General features: G+C 71.3%; 16 protein-coding genes. 4 read left to right on the top strand and 12 right to left on the bottom strand.

The window, feature by feature from the left end:
* The first annotated feature begins 132 nt into the window (after positions 1 to 132).
* Entirely contained in the window at positions 133 to 1,155 is a 1,023-nt protein-coding gene (locus tag ACIBK9_RS16665; protein WP_397158898.1) for an aminotransferase class V-fold PLP-dependent enzyme, read from the top strand.
* Positions 1,156 to 1,230: 75 nt separating this feature from the next.
* Here ACIBK9_RS16665 and ACIBK9_RS16670 read toward each other — a convergent pair whose 3' ends face one another.
* From ACIBK9_RS16670 to ACIBK9_RS16720, 11 genes are all read right to left on the bottom strand, one after another.
* The gene (locus ACIBK9_RS16670) at positions 1,231 to 3,144 is read right to left on the bottom strand and encodes a DEAD/DEAH box helicase (protein WP_397158900.1); all 1,914 of its coding nucleotides are present in this window, start codon (positions 3,142 to 3,144) and stop codon (positions 1,231 to 1,233) included.
* Between the two features lie 309 nt (positions 3,145 to 3,453).
* Positions 3,454 to 3,813: a metal-sulfur cluster assembly factor gene (locus ACIBK9_RS16675; RefSeq protein WP_352325530.1), complete on the bottom strand. Its 360-nt coding sequence runs from the start codon at positions 3,811 to 3,813 to the stop codon at positions 3,454 to 3,456.
* The gene (sufU, locus tag ACIBK9_RS16680; RefSeq protein WP_352325531.1) at positions 3,810 to 4,247 is read right to left on the bottom strand and encodes a Fe-S cluster assembly sulfur transfer protein SufU; all 438 of its coding nucleotides are present in this window, start codon (positions 4,245 to 4,247) and stop codon (positions 3,810 to 3,812) included. Before sufU ends, ACIBK9_RS16675 begins: the two co-directional genes overlap by 4 nt.
* A gap of 2 nt (positions 4,248 to 4,249) precedes the next feature.
* Positions 4,250 to 5,506: a cysteine desulfurase gene (locus tag ACIBK9_RS16685; RefSeq protein WP_358300124.1), complete on the bottom strand. Its 1,257-nt coding sequence runs from the start codon at positions 5,504 to 5,506 to the stop codon at positions 4,250 to 4,252.
* Entirely contained in the window at positions 5,503 to 6,249 is a 747-nt protein-coding gene (gene sufC / locus ACIBK9_RS16690; protein ID WP_352325533.1) for a Fe-S cluster assembly ATPase SufC, read from the bottom strand. The genes ACIBK9_RS16685 and sufC overlap by 4 nt, the downstream gene beginning before the upstream one ends.
* Before the next feature lie 2 nt (positions 6,250 to 6,251).
* Complete coding sequence (locus tag ACIBK9_RS16695) at positions 6,252 to 6,569, bottom strand: non-heme iron oxygenase ferredoxin subunit (protein ID WP_352325535.1); 318 nt, start codon at positions 6,567 to 6,569, stop codon at positions 6,252 to 6,254.
* Positions 6,566 to 7,687, bottom strand: a complete 1,122-nt coding sequence (sufD, locus tag ACIBK9_RS16700; RefSeq protein ID WP_352364378.1) for a Fe-S cluster assembly protein SufD — start codon at positions 7,685 to 7,687, stop codon at positions 6,566 to 6,568. Before sufD ends, ACIBK9_RS16695 begins: the two co-directional genes overlap by 4 nt.
* Positions 7,687 to 9,099 (bottom strand): Fe-S cluster assembly protein SufB, encoded by a 1,413-nt coding sequence (gene sufB / locus ACIBK9_RS16705; RefSeq protein ID WP_352364380.1) that lies wholly within the window; start codon positions 9,097 to 9,099, stop codon positions 7,687 to 7,689. Before sufB ends, sufD begins: the two co-directional genes overlap by 1 nt.
* On the bottom strand, positions 9,096 to 9,794 hold the full coding sequence (locus ACIBK9_RS16710) for a metalloregulator ArsR/SmtB family transcription factor (RefSeq protein ID WP_358300130.1): 699 nt from the start codon (positions 9,792 to 9,794) through the stop codon (positions 9,096 to 9,098). The genes sufB and ACIBK9_RS16710 overlap by 4 nt, the downstream gene beginning before the upstream one ends.
* A gap of 91 nt (positions 9,795 to 9,885) precedes the next feature.
* Positions 9,886 to 11,121: a multidrug effflux MFS transporter gene (locus ACIBK9_RS16715; protein WP_397158904.1), complete on the bottom strand. Its 1,236-nt coding sequence runs from the start codon at positions 11,119 to 11,121 to the stop codon at positions 9,886 to 9,888.
* 93 nt (positions 11,122 to 11,214) lie between these two features.
* A complete protein-coding gene (locus ACIBK9_RS16720; RefSeq protein ID WP_387679996.1) occupies positions 11,215 to 11,991 on the bottom strand; it encodes a VOC family protein in 777 nt (258 codons plus the stop codon).
* A 156-nt stretch (positions 11,992 to 12,147) separates the two neighbouring features.
* Here ACIBK9_RS16720 and ACIBK9_RS16725 point away from each other — a divergent pair, with 156 nt between their 5' ends.
* The 3 genes from ACIBK9_RS16725 to ACIBK9_RS16735 all read left to right on the top strand — a co-directional run bounded on the left by ACIBK9_RS16725 (position 12,148) and on the right by ACIBK9_RS16735 (position 14,871).
* A complete protein-coding gene (locus ACIBK9_RS16725; RefSeq protein WP_358300138.1) occupies positions 12,148 to 13,056 on the top strand; it encodes an ABC transporter ATP-binding protein in 909 nt (302 codons plus the stop codon).
* Positions 13,053 to 13,823 carry an ABC transporter permease gene (locus tag ACIBK9_RS16730; RefSeq protein ID WP_358300141.1) on the top strand — a complete coding sequence of 257 codons (771 nt, stop codon included), beginning with the start codon at positions 13,053 to 13,055 and terminating at the stop codon, positions 13,821 to 13,823. The genes ACIBK9_RS16725 and ACIBK9_RS16730 overlap by 4 nt, the downstream gene beginning before the upstream one ends.
* A gap of 130 nt (positions 13,824 to 13,953) precedes the next feature.
* Positions 13,954 to 14,871, top strand: a complete 918-nt coding sequence (locus tag ACIBK9_RS16735) for an EamA family transporter (RefSeq protein ID WP_397158907.1) — start codon at positions 13,954 to 13,956, stop codon at positions 14,869 to 14,871.
* A gap of 254 nt (positions 14,872 to 15,125) precedes the next feature.
* Here ACIBK9_RS16735 and ACIBK9_RS16740 read toward each other — a convergent pair whose 3' ends face one another.
* Positions 15,126 to 15,794: a GntR family transcriptional regulator gene (locus tag ACIBK9_RS16740; RefSeq protein WP_352364390.1), complete on the bottom strand. Its 669-nt coding sequence runs from the start codon at positions 15,792 to 15,794 to the stop codon at positions 15,126 to 15,128.
* Position 15,795: the final 1 nt, after the last annotated feature.

Below are 15,795 nucleotides of genomic sequence, written 5' to 3' on the forward strand. Positions count from 1 at the left end.
GTTGGCGTGCCTGACAAGCCTAGTCTGCGCGCGACGGTGACGCCGCCCGGAGTCCGCCACGCGAGACGGCCGCTTCCTGCCCGTCGTCCGGGCGCCGCTTGGTCTCCGGAGTGCCGTTCTAGGCTGGTGGTCATGGACATCACGACCGTGGGCAAGCTCTGGGACGCCGACCCCGGCTGGCTCAACACCCCTTCGTACGGCCTTCCGCCCCGCCCGGCCTTCGAGGAATTGCAGGCCGTGCTCACCGAGTGGCGGCACGGCAGCGGCGACTGGGCGCCCTGGGACGCCTCGGTCGGCCGGGCCCGCACGGCCTTCGCCCACCTGGTCGGCGCCGAGCCGGCCGACGTGACGGTCGGCTCGACGGTGTCGCAGATCATGTCCACGGTGGCGACCGCGCTGCCGCCGGGGGCGCGGGTGCTGGTGCCGGAGATCGAGTTCACCAGCAACCTGTTCCCGTGGGCGGTGGCGGCCGACGTCGAGACCGTGCCCGCCGAGCGCCTGGCCGACGCCGTCACGAGCCGGACCGACGCCGTCGCCTTCAGCCTCGTGCAGTCGGCGACCGGCTACGTGACGCCGCTGCACGACGTCGTCGCCGCCGCCCGCGCCCACGACGCGCTGGTCATCGCCGACGGCTCCCAGGCGTGCGGGTGGCTGCCGGTGTCGGTGGCCGACGGCATCGACGTGCTGGCGTGCGCGGCCTACAAGTGGCTCATGGCGCCGCGCGGGGCCGCGTTCGGGTACCTGTCGCCACGGGTGCGCTCCCTGATGCGCCCGCTGGCGGCCAACTGGTACGCCGGCGACGATCCGGGCGGCTCCTACTACGGGCCGCCGCTGCGGCTGGCCTCCGACGCCCGCGCCTTCGACCTGTCGCCGGCCTGGTTCTGCTACGTCGGCGCGGCGCCCGCGCTCGAACTGCTCAACGAGATCGGCGCCCAGCGCGTCCACGAGCACGACGTCGGGCTGGCCAACCGGTTCAGGGCCGGGCTGGGGCTGGAACCGTCCGACTCGGCGATCGTGTCGGTGGAGGCGCCGGGCGAGCGGCTGGCGGCGGCCGGCATCCGCGCCGCGGTGCGCGCCGGCCGGGTCCGCGCGGGCTTCCACGTCTACAACACCGTCGACGACGTCGACCGCGCTCTTGACGTCCTGACCTCGTAGCTCGCCCGGGAACGACGAAGCCCGCCGCGCCTCCCCTGCGGGAGGTGCGACGGGCAGTCGGTCGTTCAGCCGGCGTCAGCGCTCGAAGCGGCGGCCGCCGTTGTTGCGGCGGAACCCGCCGTTGCCGCGCTCCTCGGAACGGAAGCCGCCGCCGGAGCGGAAGCCGTCGCGGGGGGCGCGCTCGTCGGAGCGGGCGGGCCGGTCACGGTCGCCCGAGAACGGGCGGCCACGGTCGGCGCCGAAGCGGCCGCGGTCGTCGGAGCGGAAACCGCCGCCGCCACGCTGGCCGTCACGGTACCCGCCGCCACGGGGCGCCTCGGCCCGGTAGCCGCGGTCGTCCTGGCGGAACGCCGGACGGTCGTCGGAACGGAAACCACGGTCGTCCTGACGGGCAGGACGGTCGTCGGAACGGAAACCACCGCGGTCGTCCTGACGGGCGGGACGGTCGTCGGAGCGGAAACCGCCGCGCGGCCGGTCGCCCCGCCTGCGGTCGTCGCCGAACGTGCGCGGCTCGGCCGGACGCTGCCCGCCGCCGAACGGCCGCTCGCCCTCGGCGTGCCGGCGCGGACGACGGTCCTCACCGGACTCCTCGTGCCGGCGCGGACGACGGTCGTCGCCGCCGGCGAAGGTGCCGTCCTCGTGCCGGCGCGGACGGCGCTCGCCGTCGAACTCGCGGCGCGGACGACGCCCGCCCCGGCGCTCGGCGCCGCCGTGACCGCCCTCACGGCGCGGGCGCAGCGGCTTGCGGACGTCGGGCTCCCACACGGGGATGGCCTCGCCGCTCGGCGTCCTGGCCCCGGCCACCTCGGCCAGCCGGGGGTGCCCCGGGGTGGCCTTGAGCCGGAACGGGTGGATGCCGGCGCGCCTGGTCAGGGCGTCGGTCGAGCGGCGCTCGTTGGGCAGCACCAGGGTGACGACGGTGCCCTTCTCGCCCGCACGGGCGGTACGGCCGCCGCGGTGCAGGTAGCTCTTGTGGTCCTGCGGCGGGTCGACGTGCAGCACCAGGCTGATGTTGTCGACGTGGATGCCGCGGGCCGCGACGTCGGTGCAGACCAGCACGTTGATCGAGCCCTCGCGGAACTCGGCCAGGATGCGGGTGCGCTGGTTCTGGCGCTTGCCGCCGTGCAGGCCGCCGGCCTTGATGCCGACCCGGGCGAGCTGCTTGCACAGCCGGTCGACGCCGTGCTGGGTGCGGACGAAGATGATCGTACGGCCCTCGCGGTTGGCGATCTCGGCCGTGACGTCGAACTTGTCGTCCCGCGTGACCTGCATCACGTGGTGCTCCATGGTGTCGACCGGCGAGGTCGCCGGGGCCACGGAGTGGGTGATCGGGTCCTTGAGGAAGCGGCGCACCAGCTTGTCGACGTCGCCGTCGAGGGTGGCCGAGAACAGCAGGCGCTGCCCGTCGGTCGGGGTCTGGGCCAGCAGCTCGGTGACGACGGGGAAGAAGCCGAGGTCGCACATGTGGTCGGCCTCGTCGAGGACGGAGACCTCGACCTGCGCCAGCGAGCACTCGCCCTGCCGGATCAGGTCGCCCAGGCGGCCCGGGGTGGCGATCACGATGTCGACGCCGCGGCGCAGTGCCTCGATCTGCTTGCCCATGGACATGCCGCCCACGACGACCTTCATCCGCAGCCCGAGGCCGCGGCCGAGCGGTTCGAGCGCGTCGTGCACCTGAAGGGCCAGCTCACGGGTGGGCACAAGGATCATCGCGCGCGGGTGTCCGGCGGCGGGCCGCACCCCCGCGATGCGAGCCATGGTCGGCAAACCGAAGGCCAGGGTCTTGCCCGAGCCGGTCTGGCCACGGCCCAGGACGTCATGGCCGGCCAGCACGTCGGGGATCGTCGCACTCTGGATGGGGAACGGGCTGTCGATGCCCTGCTTGGCCAGACCGCTGATGAGCGGCTTGGGAAGGCCGAGCAGTTCGAACTCCGACGGGCCCGTCTCGGGGGCGGTCTCGTCGAACGCGGGCATGACAGAGTCAAGCATGGTCACGAAATTCGTGCCTTTCAGTCGAAGTGGCGCGTCACTTCTGCGAAAGGACGAGCCGGGACATACGGCCTGATGCCGTACACGTTGCATTTACGCCCGCCATCGAGGCGGGACTTCACAGGGGGGATACACCGGGGCACCGGCCGCAGGCGGCGCGATGACGCGAGATGAGGCGTCTGGTGTATACCTGGTGCCAACGCCGGGGATGGTATCGGATATTCCCTGGCCGGGTACGGACCTTCCGAAACCCCTCCTTGGCACACTGAAACGGCTGACGCCCAACGCCAGCCGTTACAGCTAGAAAGATCAGACGTTGAAGCCTAGCATACGGAGCTGCTCACGCCCCTCGTCAGTGATTTTGTCCGGGCCCCACGGGGGCAGCCAGACCCAGTTGATCTTCACGTCGGAGACCATGCCCTCCAGGGCGGAGTGGGCCTGGTCCTCGATGACGTCGGTCAGCGGGCAGGCCGCGCTGGTCAGCGTCATGTCGATGGTGGCCACGGGCTGACCGGCGTCGGACGGGTCGAGGTTGAGCCCGTAGATCAGCCCCAGGTCGACGACGTTGATGCCGAGCTCGGGGTCGACGACGTCTTTGAGCGCCTCCATGACCTCCTCGACGGTGGTGTCACCGTCGAAGCCGGTCGGAGTCTCCACAGGCTTGCTCATTGGGCACTCCTCACCACAGCGTCCTTGTAGGCCATCCACGACAGCAGCGCGCACTTGACGCGGGCCGGGAACTTGGCCACGCCCGCGAACGCCACCGCGTCCCCGAGCACCTCCTCGTCGGCCTCGACCTGCCCCCGGCCCTGCATGAGCCGGGTGAACTCGTCGACCACCGACAGCGACTCCTCGACCGTCGAGCCGGTGGCCAGCTCGTGCAGCACGGAGGCGGCCGCCTGGCTGATCGAGCAGCCCTGGCCGTCGTAGGAGACGTCTTCGATCTTACCGGCGTCGCCCACCCTGACCCGCAGCGTGATCTCGTCACCGCACGTCGGGTTCACGTGGTGAACCTCGGCGTCGTACGGCTCGCGCAGCCCCCGCCCCTGCGGGTGCTTGTAGTGTTCCAGGATCAGCTCCTGGTACATCGACTCGCCGATCATGGCTATGCGAACACCTTCTGAACGTGATGGAGGCCGCGCACCAGGGCGTCGATCTCGCCCGTGGTGTTGTACAGGTAGAACGACGCCCGCGTGGTCGCCGGTATTCCGAACCGCAGGTGCAGCGGGCGCGCGCAGTGGTGCCCGACGCGGACGGCGACCCCGAACTGGTCGTCCAGGATCTGCCCCACATCGTGGGGGTGTATGCCTTCCAGCGTGAACGACAGCGTGCTGCCGCGCTGGTCGAGGGAGTCGGGCCCGATCAGCCGCAGCGACGGCACCTCGCGCAGGGCGTCGAGGGCGTAGGCCGTCAGCGAGCGCTCGTGCGCCTCGATGGCGTCCATGCCGACCGCGGTGAGGTAGTCGACCGCCGCGCCGAGGCCGATGGCCTCGACGATGGGCGGCGTGCCGGCCTCGAACTTGTGCGGGATCGGCGCGTACGTCGAGCGGTCCATCCAGACCGCCTCGATCATCTCGCCGCCGCCCAGGAACGGCGGCATGGCCTCCAGCAGCTCGGTACGGCCCCACAGCACGCCGATGCCCGAAGGGCCGACCATCTTGTGACCGGTGAAGGCCACGAAGTCGGCGCCCAGCGCGGCCATGTCCACCGGGTGGTGCGGCACGGACTGCGAGGCGTCGAGCATGATCAGCGCGCCGACCTCGTGCGCCCGCGCGGCCACCGCGGTGACCGGGTTGACCGTGCCGAGCACGTTCGACTGGTGGGCGATCGAGACGATCTTCGTGCGCTCGGTGACGACGGCCGGGTCGAAGTCGAGCCGCCCGTCGTCGGTGACGCCGAACCACTTCAGCGTGGCGCCGGTGCGCTGCGCGAGCATCTGCCACGGCACGATGTTGGAGTGGTGCTCCATCTCGGAGATGACGATCTCGTCGCCGGGGCCGAGGGCGAAGCGCGGGTCGGTGCCCGCGGGGTTGCCGAAGGAGTAGGCCACGAGGTTGAGGGCCTCGGAGGCGTTCTTGGTGAAGATCACCTCGTCGCGCGAGCCCGCCCCGACGAACGCCGCCACCTTGTCGCGCGCGCTCTCGTACGCCTCGGTCGACTCCGCGCCGAGCACGTGCATGGCCCGTCCGACGTTGCTGTAGTGCAGCGCCAGGTGGTCGCGCATGGTGTCGATGACCTGGTTGGGCTTCTGCGAGGAGTTGCCCGAGTCGAGGTAGACGAGCGGGCGCCCGTCGGGCAGCTCGCGGGAGAAGACCGGGAAGTCCTTCCTGATCTTCTCCACGTCCAAGCTGGTGGAAGTCATGCAGATGCCTTCGTGTACTGCTCGTAGCCCTCGGCCTCGAGCTTGTCGGCCAGCTCCGGCCCGCCCTCCTCGACGATCCGGCCGCCGGCGAAGACGTGCACGAAGTCGGGCTTCACGTAGCGCAGGATGCGGGTGTAGTGGGTGATCAGCAGCACGCCGGTCTCACCCGTGGAGCGGAAGCGGTTGATGCCCTCGGAGACCACGCGCAGCGCGTCGACGTCGAGGCCGGAGTCGGTCTCGTCGAGCACGGCGATCTTCGGCTTGAGCAGCTCCAGCTGGAGGATCTCGTGGCGCTTCTTCTCACCGCCGGAGAAGCCCTCGTTGAGGTTGCGCTGGGCGAAGGCGGCGTCGATGGACAGCGCGTCCATGCCGGCCTTGAGGTCCTTGGCGAACTCGCGCAGCTTGGGCGCCTCGCCGCGGACCGAGGTGACGGCCGAGCGCAGGAAGTTCGACACCGACACGCCGGGGACCTCGACCGGGTACTGCATGGCGAGGAACAGGCCGGCGCGGGCGCGCTCGTCGACCGACAGCTCCAGCAGGTCGACGCCGTCGAGCAGCACCTGACCGCCGGTGATCGTGTACTTGGGGTGACCGGCGATCGCGTAGGCGAGGGTGGACTTGCCCGAGCCATTGGGGCCCATGATGGCGTGCGTCTCGCCGGACTTCACCGTCAGGTTGACGCCGCGCAGGATTTCCTTGTCCTCGACGGCGACCTTGAGGTCACGGATCTCTAGGGTGGACACGTTTATGACTCCTTCGAGAGCGAGACGAGGACGTCGTCGCCGTCGATCTTGACTGTGTAGACGTTCACGGGCTTGGTGGCGGGCGGGCCGGTGGGCTTGCCGGAGCGCACGTCGAAGCACGAGCCGTGCAGCCAGCACTCCAGCGTGCCGTCGTAGACCTCGCCCTCGCTGAGCTTCACCTCGGCGTGCGAGCAGACGTCGTGCAGGGCGAAGACGTCGGCGCCCTTGCGCACCAGCGCCACCGGGGTCTCCCCGACCTCGACGCCGATGACGCCGCCGTCGGGAATGTCGGCGACCTGGCAGACCTTCTCGAAACTCATCGCGCGAGCTCCGCCTCCACCGCGGCCAGCACGCGGTCGCGGATCTCCTCGATCTGGATCTTCTCGATGAGCTGGCCGAGGAAGCCCCTGATGACCAGGCGGCGGGCCTCGTCGTAGGGGATGCCGCGGGCCTGGAGGTAGAAGATGTGCTCGTCGTCGAGGCGGCCCGAGGCCGAGGCGTGCCCGGCTCCGGCGACCTCGCCGGTGAGGATCTCCAGGTTGGGGACCGAGTCGGCGCGGGCGCCGTCGGTGAGGATGAGGTTGCGGTTGAGCTCGTAGGTGTCGGTGCCCTCGGCCTCGACCCTGATGATCACGTCGCCGATCCAGACGGCGTGCGCGTCCTGCCCCTGCAGCGCGCCGCGGTAGTCGACGTTGCTCTTGCAGTTGGGCTGGGAGTGGTCGACCAGGAGGCGGTGCTCCAGGTGCTGGCCGGCGTCGACGAAGTAGACGCCGGACATGTCGGCGTCGCCGCCGGGCGCGGTGTAGGCCACGCTGGGCGAGAGCCGGACCAGGTCGCCGCCGAGGGTCACCACGAAGCTGCGGAAGGTCGCGTCCTTGGCGAGCTGGGCGTGGTGGTGGGAGACGTGCACGGCGTCGTCGTCCCAGTCCTGGAGGCTCACGACCTTGAGGTTGGCGCCGTCGCCGACGACGAACTCGATGTTGTCGGCGTAGACGGCGCTGCCCTTGTGGTCGAGCACGACCACGGCCTCGGCCATCGGCTCCACCTTGACCACGATGTGGCCGTAGGCGGCGCCGTCGCCCTCACCGGTCAGGGTGAGCACGGTCGGCTTCGACGTGACGGCCTCGCGCGGCACCGTGATCACGGTCGCCTTCTCGAAGCTGTTCCACGCCTGCGCGCTGACCCGGTCGGTGGGCGTGAACGCCTTGCCGACGCGGGCGTCGTCGCGCCCGACCGTCTCGACGACGACCTCGGGCGCGGCCTCGACGTCGAGGCGCACGTGCCCCACGGGGTCGGCCTTGCCGTTGTGCAGGCCCTTCAGGCGGGACAGCGGCGTGAAGCGCCACGACTCCTCGCGCCCGGTCGGGACCTCGAAGTCGTCCAGGTCGTAGGACGCCTTCTCGTGCAGGGTCGACAGGGGCTTCTCGTTCAGGCCCATCAGCCGACGGCTCCTTCCATCTGCAGCTCGATCAGCCGGTTGAGCTCGAGCGCGTATTCCATGGGCAGCTCGCGGGCGATCGGCTCGACGAAGCCGCGCACGATCATCGCCATGGCCTCGTCCTCGCCGAGCCCGCGGCTCATGAGGTAGAAGAGCTGGTCCTCGCTGACCTTGGAGACCGTGGCCTCGTGGCCCATCGAGACGTCGTCCTCGCGCACGTCGACGTACGGGTAGGTGTCGGAGCGGCTGATCTGGTCGACCAGGAGCGCGTCGCACTTGACGGTGCTGGCGCTGCCGTGGGCGCCCTCCTCGATCTGCACGAGACCGCGGTAGGAGGTGCGGCCGCCGCCGCGCGCCACCGACTTGGAGATGACGCTGGAGCTGGTGTTGGGCGCCAGGTGCACCATCTTGGAGCCGGCGTCCTGGTGCTGGCCCTCGCCGGCGAAGGCGACGCTCAGCGTCTCGCCCTTGGCGTGCTCGCCCATCAGGTAGACGGCCGGGTACTTCATCGTGACCTTGGAGCCGATGTTGCCGTCGATCCACTCCATGGTCGCGCCCTCGTAGGCGACGGCGCGCTTGGTGACCAGGTTGTAGACGTTGTTCGACCAGTTCTGGATGGTCGTGTAACGGCAGCGGGCGTTCTTCTTCACGATGATCTCGACGACCGCGCTGTGCAGCGAGTCGGAGGAGTAGATCGGCGCGGTGCAGCCCTCGACGTAGTGGACGTAGGAGTTCTCGTCCACGACGATCAGGGTCCGCTCGAACTGGCCCATGTTCTCGGTGTTGATCCGGAAGTAGGCCTGCAGCGGGATCTCGACCTCGACGTTCGGCGGCACGTAGATGAACGAGCCACCGGACCACACGGCGGTGTTGAGCGCGGCGAACTTGTTGTCGCCGACCGGGATCACCGAGCCGAAGTACTCCTTGAAGAGCTCCTCGTGCTCCTTCAGGCCCGTGTCGGTGTCGACGAAGATGACGCCCTTCTCCTCAAGGTCCTCACGGATCTTGTGGTAGACGACCTCCGACTCGTACTGGGCCGCGACGCCGGCGATGAGGCGCTGCTTCTCCGCCTCGGGGATGCCGAGCTTGTCGTAGGTGTTCTTGATGTCGGCGGGCAGCTCGTCCCAGGAAGCGGCCTGCTTCTCGGTCGAGCGCACGAAGTACTTGATGTTGTCGAAGTCGATGCCGGTGAGGTCGGAGCCCCAGGTGGGCAGCGGCTTCTTGGCGAACAGGCGGAGGCCCTTCAGGCGAAGGTCGAGCATCCACTCCGGCTCGTTCTTGAGCGCGGAGATGTTGCGGACGACCTCCTCGGACAGGCCACGCTTGGCCGCCGCGCCCGCGGCATCCGGGTCGGCCCAGCCGAACTTGTAATTCCCGAGGCCTTCCAGCTCCGGGCGGTCGGTGACAGTCACCTTCCGGTCTCCTTGCTCTTGTCTCTGTGTGCGGATTCAGCCAGCGACTTGGGGCTCACGTGGGTCGTGCAGACCCCGTCGCCGTGCGCGATCGTGGCCAGGCGCTGCACCGGGGTGCCGAGCAGTTGCGCGAACGCCTCCGTCTCGGCCTCGCAGAGCTGCGGGAACTCCGCGGCCGCGTGAGCCACCGGGCAGTGGTGCTGGCAGAGCTGGTCGCCGCCCGACTTGGCCTTGCTGGCCGAGGCGGCGTACCCCTCTGCCGACAGCGCCTGCGCCAGCACCTGTACGCGCTGGTCCGCCGGCACCGTCCGCATGACCGGCTCCAGCCGCGTCAGCAGGCTCGACACCTGCGAGCGGGCGAAGTCGGTCACGGCTTCTCTCCCCATGCGCTCGGCCAGGAAGCGGAGTGCGCTCCCGGCGAGGTCGTCATAGGCGTGCTCGAAAGCACTGCGCCCCGCGTCGGTGATGGCGAACAGCTTGGCGGGCCGTCCGCGCCCGCGCTGACCGCGCGGCCTGACCGTGCGAGGCTCTATCATTCCCTCGGCCAGCAACGCGTCGAGGTGCCTGCGCACCGCGGCGGGCGTCAGCCCCAGCCGCTCGCCGAGCGAGGCGGCCGTCACGGGACCATGCTCAAGAATCAGCCTGGCGACACGCGCGCGGGTGCCGCGCTCGCTACCGGGCTCGATCGTGGGCATGTTTTTCACAACATCAGTGTGCCGTAATTCCTTCCCGCTGCACAAACGAATCGGAGCAGGCCACCAATGGAATTGCTCACGCAGGTAAGGCTTACCTAACTTTTCGGCGTCCCAGGATCGCGAACGCGAGCGTGGAGCAGACGATGAGGCCGAGCATCACGCAGGCCATCGGCACGGCCGTGCCCTCGCCCGCCAGGCCGACCAGCGGGGCCGCCAGCGCGCCCAGCGCGAACTGCAGCACGCCGAGCAGCGCCGAGGCGCTGCCGGCGATCTGGGCGGGCTGCCCGGCCAGCGCGAGCGCGCCGGTGCCGGGCAGGACGAGCCCCTGACCCAGCATGATGACGAACAGGCCCGCCACAATGCCGGCCAGGCCGAGCCCGGTGAGCGCGGCGGTCAGCAGGAGCCCGGCGCCCACCAGGCCGGTGACCAGCCCGATGACGACCAGGCGGGAGGGCTCCACGCGGCCCGACAGGCGGCCGCCGAGCTGGGCCATCGCGGTCAGGCCGAGCGCGTTGAGCCCGAAGATGAGCGAGTACTGCTGCGGGGTGGCGCCGTACACCTGCTGGAGCACGAACGGCGAGCCGGAGATGTAGCCGAACATCGCCGCGAAGGCCAGCCCCGCGGTGAGCGCGCAGCCCATGAACGCGCGGTCGCGCAGGAGCTGCCAGAAGGTGCGCACGGTGTGCCCCAGCCCGCCGCTCTCGCGCCGGTCGGCGGGCAGCGTCTCGCGCACCCCCGGCAGCACGGCCAGCAGCAGCACGAGCCCGGCGACGCTGAGCGCCACGAACACGCCGCGCCAGGAGGTGAAGGCGAGCAGCTGGGCCCCGGCGATGGGCGCGAGGATCGGCGCCAGGCCGCTGACCAGCATGAGCGTGGCGAAGATGCGGGCGATGGCGGCGCCGTCGTACAGGTCGCGGACGACCGCGCGCACGATGACCAGCGCCGCCCCGCCCAGAATGCCCTGCAGCAGCCGCAGAACGATCAGCACGGGCACCGACGGCGCGAACGCGCACAGCAGCGAGGCCACCATGAACCCCGACACGCCCACGATCAGCGGGACGCGCCGCCCGCGCACGTCGCTGACCGGGCCGGCGACGACCTGGCCGACGGAGACGCCGATCAGGCAGGCGGTGAGGGTGAGCTGGACCTGCGCGGGAGCGCTGAGCATCTCCTCGGTGATGGCGGGCAGGGCGGGCAGGTACATGTCGATGGACAGCGGGCCGATCGCCGACAGCGCGCCCAGGATCACCAGCAGCAGCCCCCGCCTCCCGCCCTTGGTCTCGCCCTTGCTCCCAATGGCGGCGGACGCGGCTTCTGCCACGGACATGCGCGAACCCCTTCCCCTCGCAGGCCGATGACCCACGAGGGCCGAGGGATCAAACCGGGATTCGGTCCTCCTAATTCCCGGTTATCAGATATTTCATGACGTTTCGTTGAGCTGGATGACTCCGAACGCCGCGCCCTGCGGGTCGATGAGCTGCGCGAACCTGCCGGGCGGCGCCTCGGTCACGCCGGTGAGCACGTCGGCGCCCGCGTCGGCGGCGGCGTGCAGGGCCGCGTCGAGGTCGGCGACCGCGAAGTAGGTCAGCCAGAACGACGGCAGCTCCGCCGGGGCCTCGTCGGGCATCGGGATCATCCCCGCGACGGCCGCCTCCCCCGCCACCCACTCGGTGTAGGCCATGCCGCCCAGGTCGGACGTGCGGGACGTCCAGCCGAAGACCGCCGAGTAGAAACGCTCGGCGGCCGGCGCGTCCCGGGTGCACAGCTCGTTCCAGCAGAACGCGCCGGGCTCGTTGACCAGCTCCGCACCCGCGTGGGCGGCCGCCTGCCAGGCGGCGGCGTAGGAGCCGTCGGGGGCCCGCAGGGCGACCATGGTGCCCTCGTCGAAGATCGCCATGGGCTCCGCCACGACGGTGCCGCCGGCGTCCCTGACCCGGCCGGCCAGCGCGGCGGCGTCGTCGGTGGCGACGTAGGTGTTCCAGAGCGAGGTGGAGCCGCCGTCGCGGACGGGGCCGATCCCGGCGACCTTGCTGCCCTCGTGGACGAACATCCCGTAGCCGCCGGCCGCCGGGTCGTCGACCATGTCGGCCCGCCAGCCGAACAGATCCCCGTAGAACCGGACCGAGCCGGGGACGTCGGTGCTGGCCAGGTCCACCCAGCACGGAACTCCTGGGTCGTATCCACTGCGTCGCGACATGTGGAGCTCATCGCCGTCCTTCCCCCGGTTCTCACGTCTTTCCGGGGAACGGTCCGGTCAAGAGCCGTCCATTTCCGGGCAGGGCCGCCCGGCGGGCGTTCGCCGGGCGCGTACCTGGGGGCCGGACCGCCCGGCGCAGTCCCTAAACTCGTGGCCATGGATTCCCCAGCCGTCGAGATCGTCGACCTGGTCAAACGCTACGGCGGCCGGACCGCCCTCGACGGCCTCACCCTGCGGGCCGGCCGCGGCGCGGTCACCGCCGTCCTCGGGCCCAACGGCGCGGGCAAGACGTCCACGGTCGAGATCTGCGAGGGGTTCCGCAAGGCCGACTCCGGCACGGTTCGGGTGCTCGGCCTGTCGCCCACGCTGCCCGAGCTGCGGCCGCGCGTCGGGGTGATGCTCCAGGCGGGCGGGGTGCCGCCGGCGATGCGCTGCGCCGAGTGGCTGCGCCTGGTCGCGCGCTTCTACGCCCGTCCGCACGATCCCGGCGCGCTGCTGACCCGGCTCGGGCTGGCCGAGCACGCGCGCACCCCCTACCGGCGGCTGTCGGGCGGGCAGCAGCAGCGGCTGTCGCTGGCCGCGGCCGTGATCGGCAGGCCGGAGCTGGTGTTCCTCGACGAGCCGACCGCCGGGCTCGACCCGCAGGCCCGGCACGCCTGCTGGGACCTGGTCGGCGAGCTGCGCGGCGCCGGGGTGTCGGTGGTGCTGACCACCCACCACATGGAGGAGGCCGAGCGGCTGGCCGACCACGTCGTGATCATCGACAGGGGGCGCGTCGTGGCCGAGGGCAGCCCGGCCTCGCTGACCGGGGCCGAGCGGCAGCTCAGGTTCAGGGCCAGGCCGGGGCTCACGCTGGAGGAGCTGCTCAACGCGCTCCCGGTGGGCAGCGCGGCCAAGGAGTCGCCGGCCGGCCACTACATCATCGAGGGCCAGGTGGGGCCCGAGCTGCTGGCCACCGTCACGGCCTGGTGCGCGGCGGAGGGCGTCACGGCCGACGACCTGCGCATCGAGCGCCGTACCCTCGAAGACGTCTTCCTCGAACTGACCGGCAGGGAGCTGCGATGACCCCCGTGCTCGACCTCTCGCCCGCGCCGGGCGCCGCGCCGTTCCCGCGCATGGTGCTCGCGCAGGCCGGCTCGGAGGTCCGCACGATGCTGCGCAACGGCGAGCAGCTCCTGCTCACCCTGATCATCCCGGTGCTGCTGCTGGTCGGCTTCTCGCTGGCACCGCTGGTCGACGTCGGGGGCGGCCGGCGGGTCGACTTCCTCGTGCCGGGCGTGCTGGCCCTGGCCGTCATGTCCACGGCCTTCACCGGTCAGGCCATCGGCACCGGCTTCGAGCGCCGCTACGGCGTGCTCAAGCGGCTGGGCGCGACCCCGCTGTCCAGGGCCGGGCTCATGCTGGCGAAGACGGCCGCGGTGGTGGCCGTGGAGGTCATCCAGGCAGCCGTGATCGTGGCAGTGGGGCTGGCGCTGGGCTGGCGGCCCCACGGGTCGTTCCTGGCCGCCGCGGTGCTGGTCGTTCTGGGCACGGCGGCCTTCAGCGGCCTCGGCCTGCTCATGGCGGGCACGCTGCGGGCCGAAGCGACGCTGGCCGCGGCCAACCTGGTCTACCTGGTGCTGCTGGGGGCGGGCGGGGTGATCTTCCCGCTTTCGAAGTTCCCCGAGGGCGCGCGGCCGGTCCTGGAGCTGCTGCCGATCTCGGCGCTGACCGGCGGCCTGCGCGCGGTGCTCGCCCAGGGGGCGGCGCTGCCGCTGGGGCCGGTGCTCGTCCTGGCCGGCTGGGCCGTGCTGACCCTGGCGCTGGTCTCGCGGCTGTTCCGCTGGGAGTGAGGCGGCTGTTCCGCTGGGGGTGAGGCTGTTCCGCCGGGAGTGGGGGGGGGCGCGCCACCCCGCGTGCGGAGATGTCGTCCGAGGTCAGTACGCTCTGGACGACCGCCCCACCTTCCGCGCGAGGAGTTCCGTGACCGACTTCGCCCTCGACGATCCCTTCGATCGCCGCCCGGCGCTGCCCCGGCCTGGCCGCCTGCTGCGCCAGGCCGCGGACTCGATCCCGCCCTCGTCGCTGGTCCTGCTGTCCATCGTCTCGGTGCAGCTCGGCGCCGCGTTCGCCAAGAACCTGTTCGCCGTCCTGCCGCCGAGCGCCGTGGTGTTCCTGCGCATCGCGGCGGGCGGCCTGATCATGGCCGCGGTGGCCAGGCCGAAGCTGCGCGGGCTGGGGTGGCGCGACTGGGCGGTCGGGGCCGGGTTCGGCCTGACGCTCGCGCTGATGAACCTGTCGTACTACGAGGCCCTGTCGCGGCTGCCGATGGGCGTCGCGGTGGCGATCGAGTTCCTCGGCCCGCTGGGCGTGGCCGTGGCCGCCTCCCGGCGCAGGCTCGACCTGGCCTGGATCGGCCTGGCCGGCCTCGGCGTGGCGCTGCTGGCGCCCTGGGGGCAGCAGGCGTCGGCGGCCTGGTGGCTCGGCATCGGGTTCGCCCTGGTGGCGGGCGCGTGCTGGGCGGCCTACATCCTGCTGTCCGCGGCGGCCGGGCGGCGTTTCCCCGGCACCACCGGGCTGTCGTTCGCGATGATCGTCTCGACCCTGGTGATCGCGCCGGTGGGCGTCACGACCGGCGGCGCCGACCTGTTGCAGCCGTCGCTGCTGCTGATCGGGCTGGGCGTGGGGCTGCTGTCGTCGGTGATCCCGTACTCGCTGGAACTCCACGCGCTGCGGCGCATGCCCAAGCACGTGTTCGGCATTCTGATGAGCCTGGAGCCGGCCGTGGCGGCGCTGGCGGGCGTGCTGGTGCTGGGCGAGGTCCTGCACGCGCAGCAGTGGGCGGCGATCGTGTGCGTCGTGGCCGCCAGCCTCGGCTCGACCAGGATGACCGGGCGCTGATGACCGGGCGGTAGGGAGTACCGAGGAGGTGCCGCCGCGCGCCCGCGGGGATGGGGATCTCTCGGGCGCGCGGCGGAGGGCTCGGCTTGAGGTGGGCGGGTCGCCGAGCCCGGTGAAGGTCAACGGATGCGGGCATCCGCGTGACCGGGCTTGTGCGGCTCTCAGGAAGATCAGTTCGTGAAAGCTTTCACCAACACATTACCCCAAAACGGACAAACCCTCTCAATTCGGACGGTAAAGAAACGCGGCAGGCGTCAGTGCTCGGCCCAGATCCCCCGGACGTGGCCGATGTGCTCGCCCATCAGGTGGCCGACCGCCTTGCCGTCACCGCTCTTGAGCGCGTCGAGCATGGCCAGGTGCTCCCTGGCGGAGTCGGTCAGCGAGCCGCGCTCGGCCAGCTGCGACAGACCGTAGAGCCGGGCCCGGTTGCGCAGGTCGCGCACCACCTCCACCAGGTGGACGTTGCCCGCCAGGGCCAGCAGCTCCAGGTGGAAGCGCAGGTCGGCGTCGATGTAGGCGAGCAGGTCGGCCCGGTCGGCGGCCGAGACGATCTCCTCGGCGATCGGGCGCAGCCGTTCGAACTCCTCGGCGCGGGCGCTGTCGGCCAGCCGCGAGACGGTGGGCACCTCGATCAGCTCACGGATCTGGGTCAGCTCGTCGAGGTCGCGGTCGGACAGCTCGGTCACCCGGAAGCCCTTGTTGCGCACGGCCTCGACCAGGCCCTCCTTGGCCAGGTCGAGCATGGCCTCGCGGACCGGCGTGGCCGAGACGCCGAACTGCGCGGCGAGCACGGGCGCGGAGTAGACCACCCCTGGCCGCATCTCACCGGTGATCAGCGCGGCCCGCAGCGCGTGCGCGACCTGCTCGCGCAGACTCTGCCGCTCCCCCACCATCGGCAGGTCGAGCCGGTCCTCGGCAGCCATC

It is taken from the genome of Nonomuraea sp. NPDC050227, from assembly GCF_044459705.1.
Classification (GTDB): Bacteria; Actinomycetota; Actinomycetes; order Streptosporangiales; family Streptosporangiaceae; genus Nonomuraea.

What these genes read in the sequence shown, in the direction of transcription:
- ACIBK9_RS16665 (WP_397158898.1), top strand. Translation starts at nt 133, where the DNA reads ATGGACATCACGACCGTGGGCAAGCTCTGGGACGCCGACCCCGGCTGG.
- ACIBK9_RS16670 (WP_397158900.1), bottom strand. Translation starts at nt 3,144, where the DNA reads ATGCTTGACTCTGTCATGCCCGCGTTCGACGAGACCGCCCCCGAGACG.
- ACIBK9_RS16675 (WP_352325530.1), bottom strand. Translation starts at nt 3,813, where the DNA reads ATGAGCAAGCCTGTGGAGACTCCGACCGGCTTCGACGGTGACACCACC.
- sufU (WP_352325531.1), bottom strand. Translation starts at nt 4,247, where the DNA reads ATGATCGGCGAGTCGATGTACCAGGAGCTGATCCTGGAACACTACAAG.
- ACIBK9_RS16685 (WP_358300124.1), bottom strand. Translation starts at nt 5,506, where the DNA reads ATGACTTCCACCAGCTTGGACGTGGAGAAGATCAGGAAGGACTTCCCG.
- ACIBK9_RS16695 (WP_352325535.1), bottom strand. Translation starts at nt 6,569, where the DNA reads ATGAGTTTCGAGAAGGTCTGCCAGGTCGCCGACATTCCCGACGGCGGC.
- sufD (WP_352364378.1), bottom strand. Translation starts at nt 7,687, where the DNA reads ATGGGCCTGAACGAGAAGCCCCTGTCGACCCTGCACGAGAAGGCGTCC.
- ACIBK9_RS16710 (WP_358300130.1), bottom strand. Translation starts at nt 9,794, where the DNA reads ATGCCCACGATCGAGCCCGGTAGCGAGCGCGGCACCCGCGCGCGTGTC.
- ACIBK9_RS16715 (WP_397158904.1), bottom strand. Translation starts at nt 11,121, where the DNA reads ATGTCCGTGGCAGAAGCCGCGTCCGCCGCCATTGGGAGCAAGGGCGAG.
- ACIBK9_RS16720 (WP_387679996.1), bottom strand. Translation starts at nt 11,991, where the DNA reads ATGTCGCGACGCAGTGGATACGACCCAGGAGTTCCGTGCTGGGTGGAC.
- ACIBK9_RS16725 (WP_358300138.1), top strand. Translation starts at nt 12,148, where the DNA reads ATGGATTCCCCAGCCGTCGAGATCGTCGACCTGGTCAAACGCTACGGC.
- ACIBK9_RS16730 (WP_358300141.1), top strand. Translation starts at nt 13,053, where the DNA reads ATGACCCCCGTGCTCGACCTCTCGCCCGCGCCGGGCGCCGCGCCGTTC.
- ACIBK9_RS16740 (WP_352364390.1), bottom strand. Translation starts at nt 15,794, where the DNA reads ATGGCTGCCGAGGACCGGCTCGACCTGCCGATGGTGGGGGAGCGGCAG.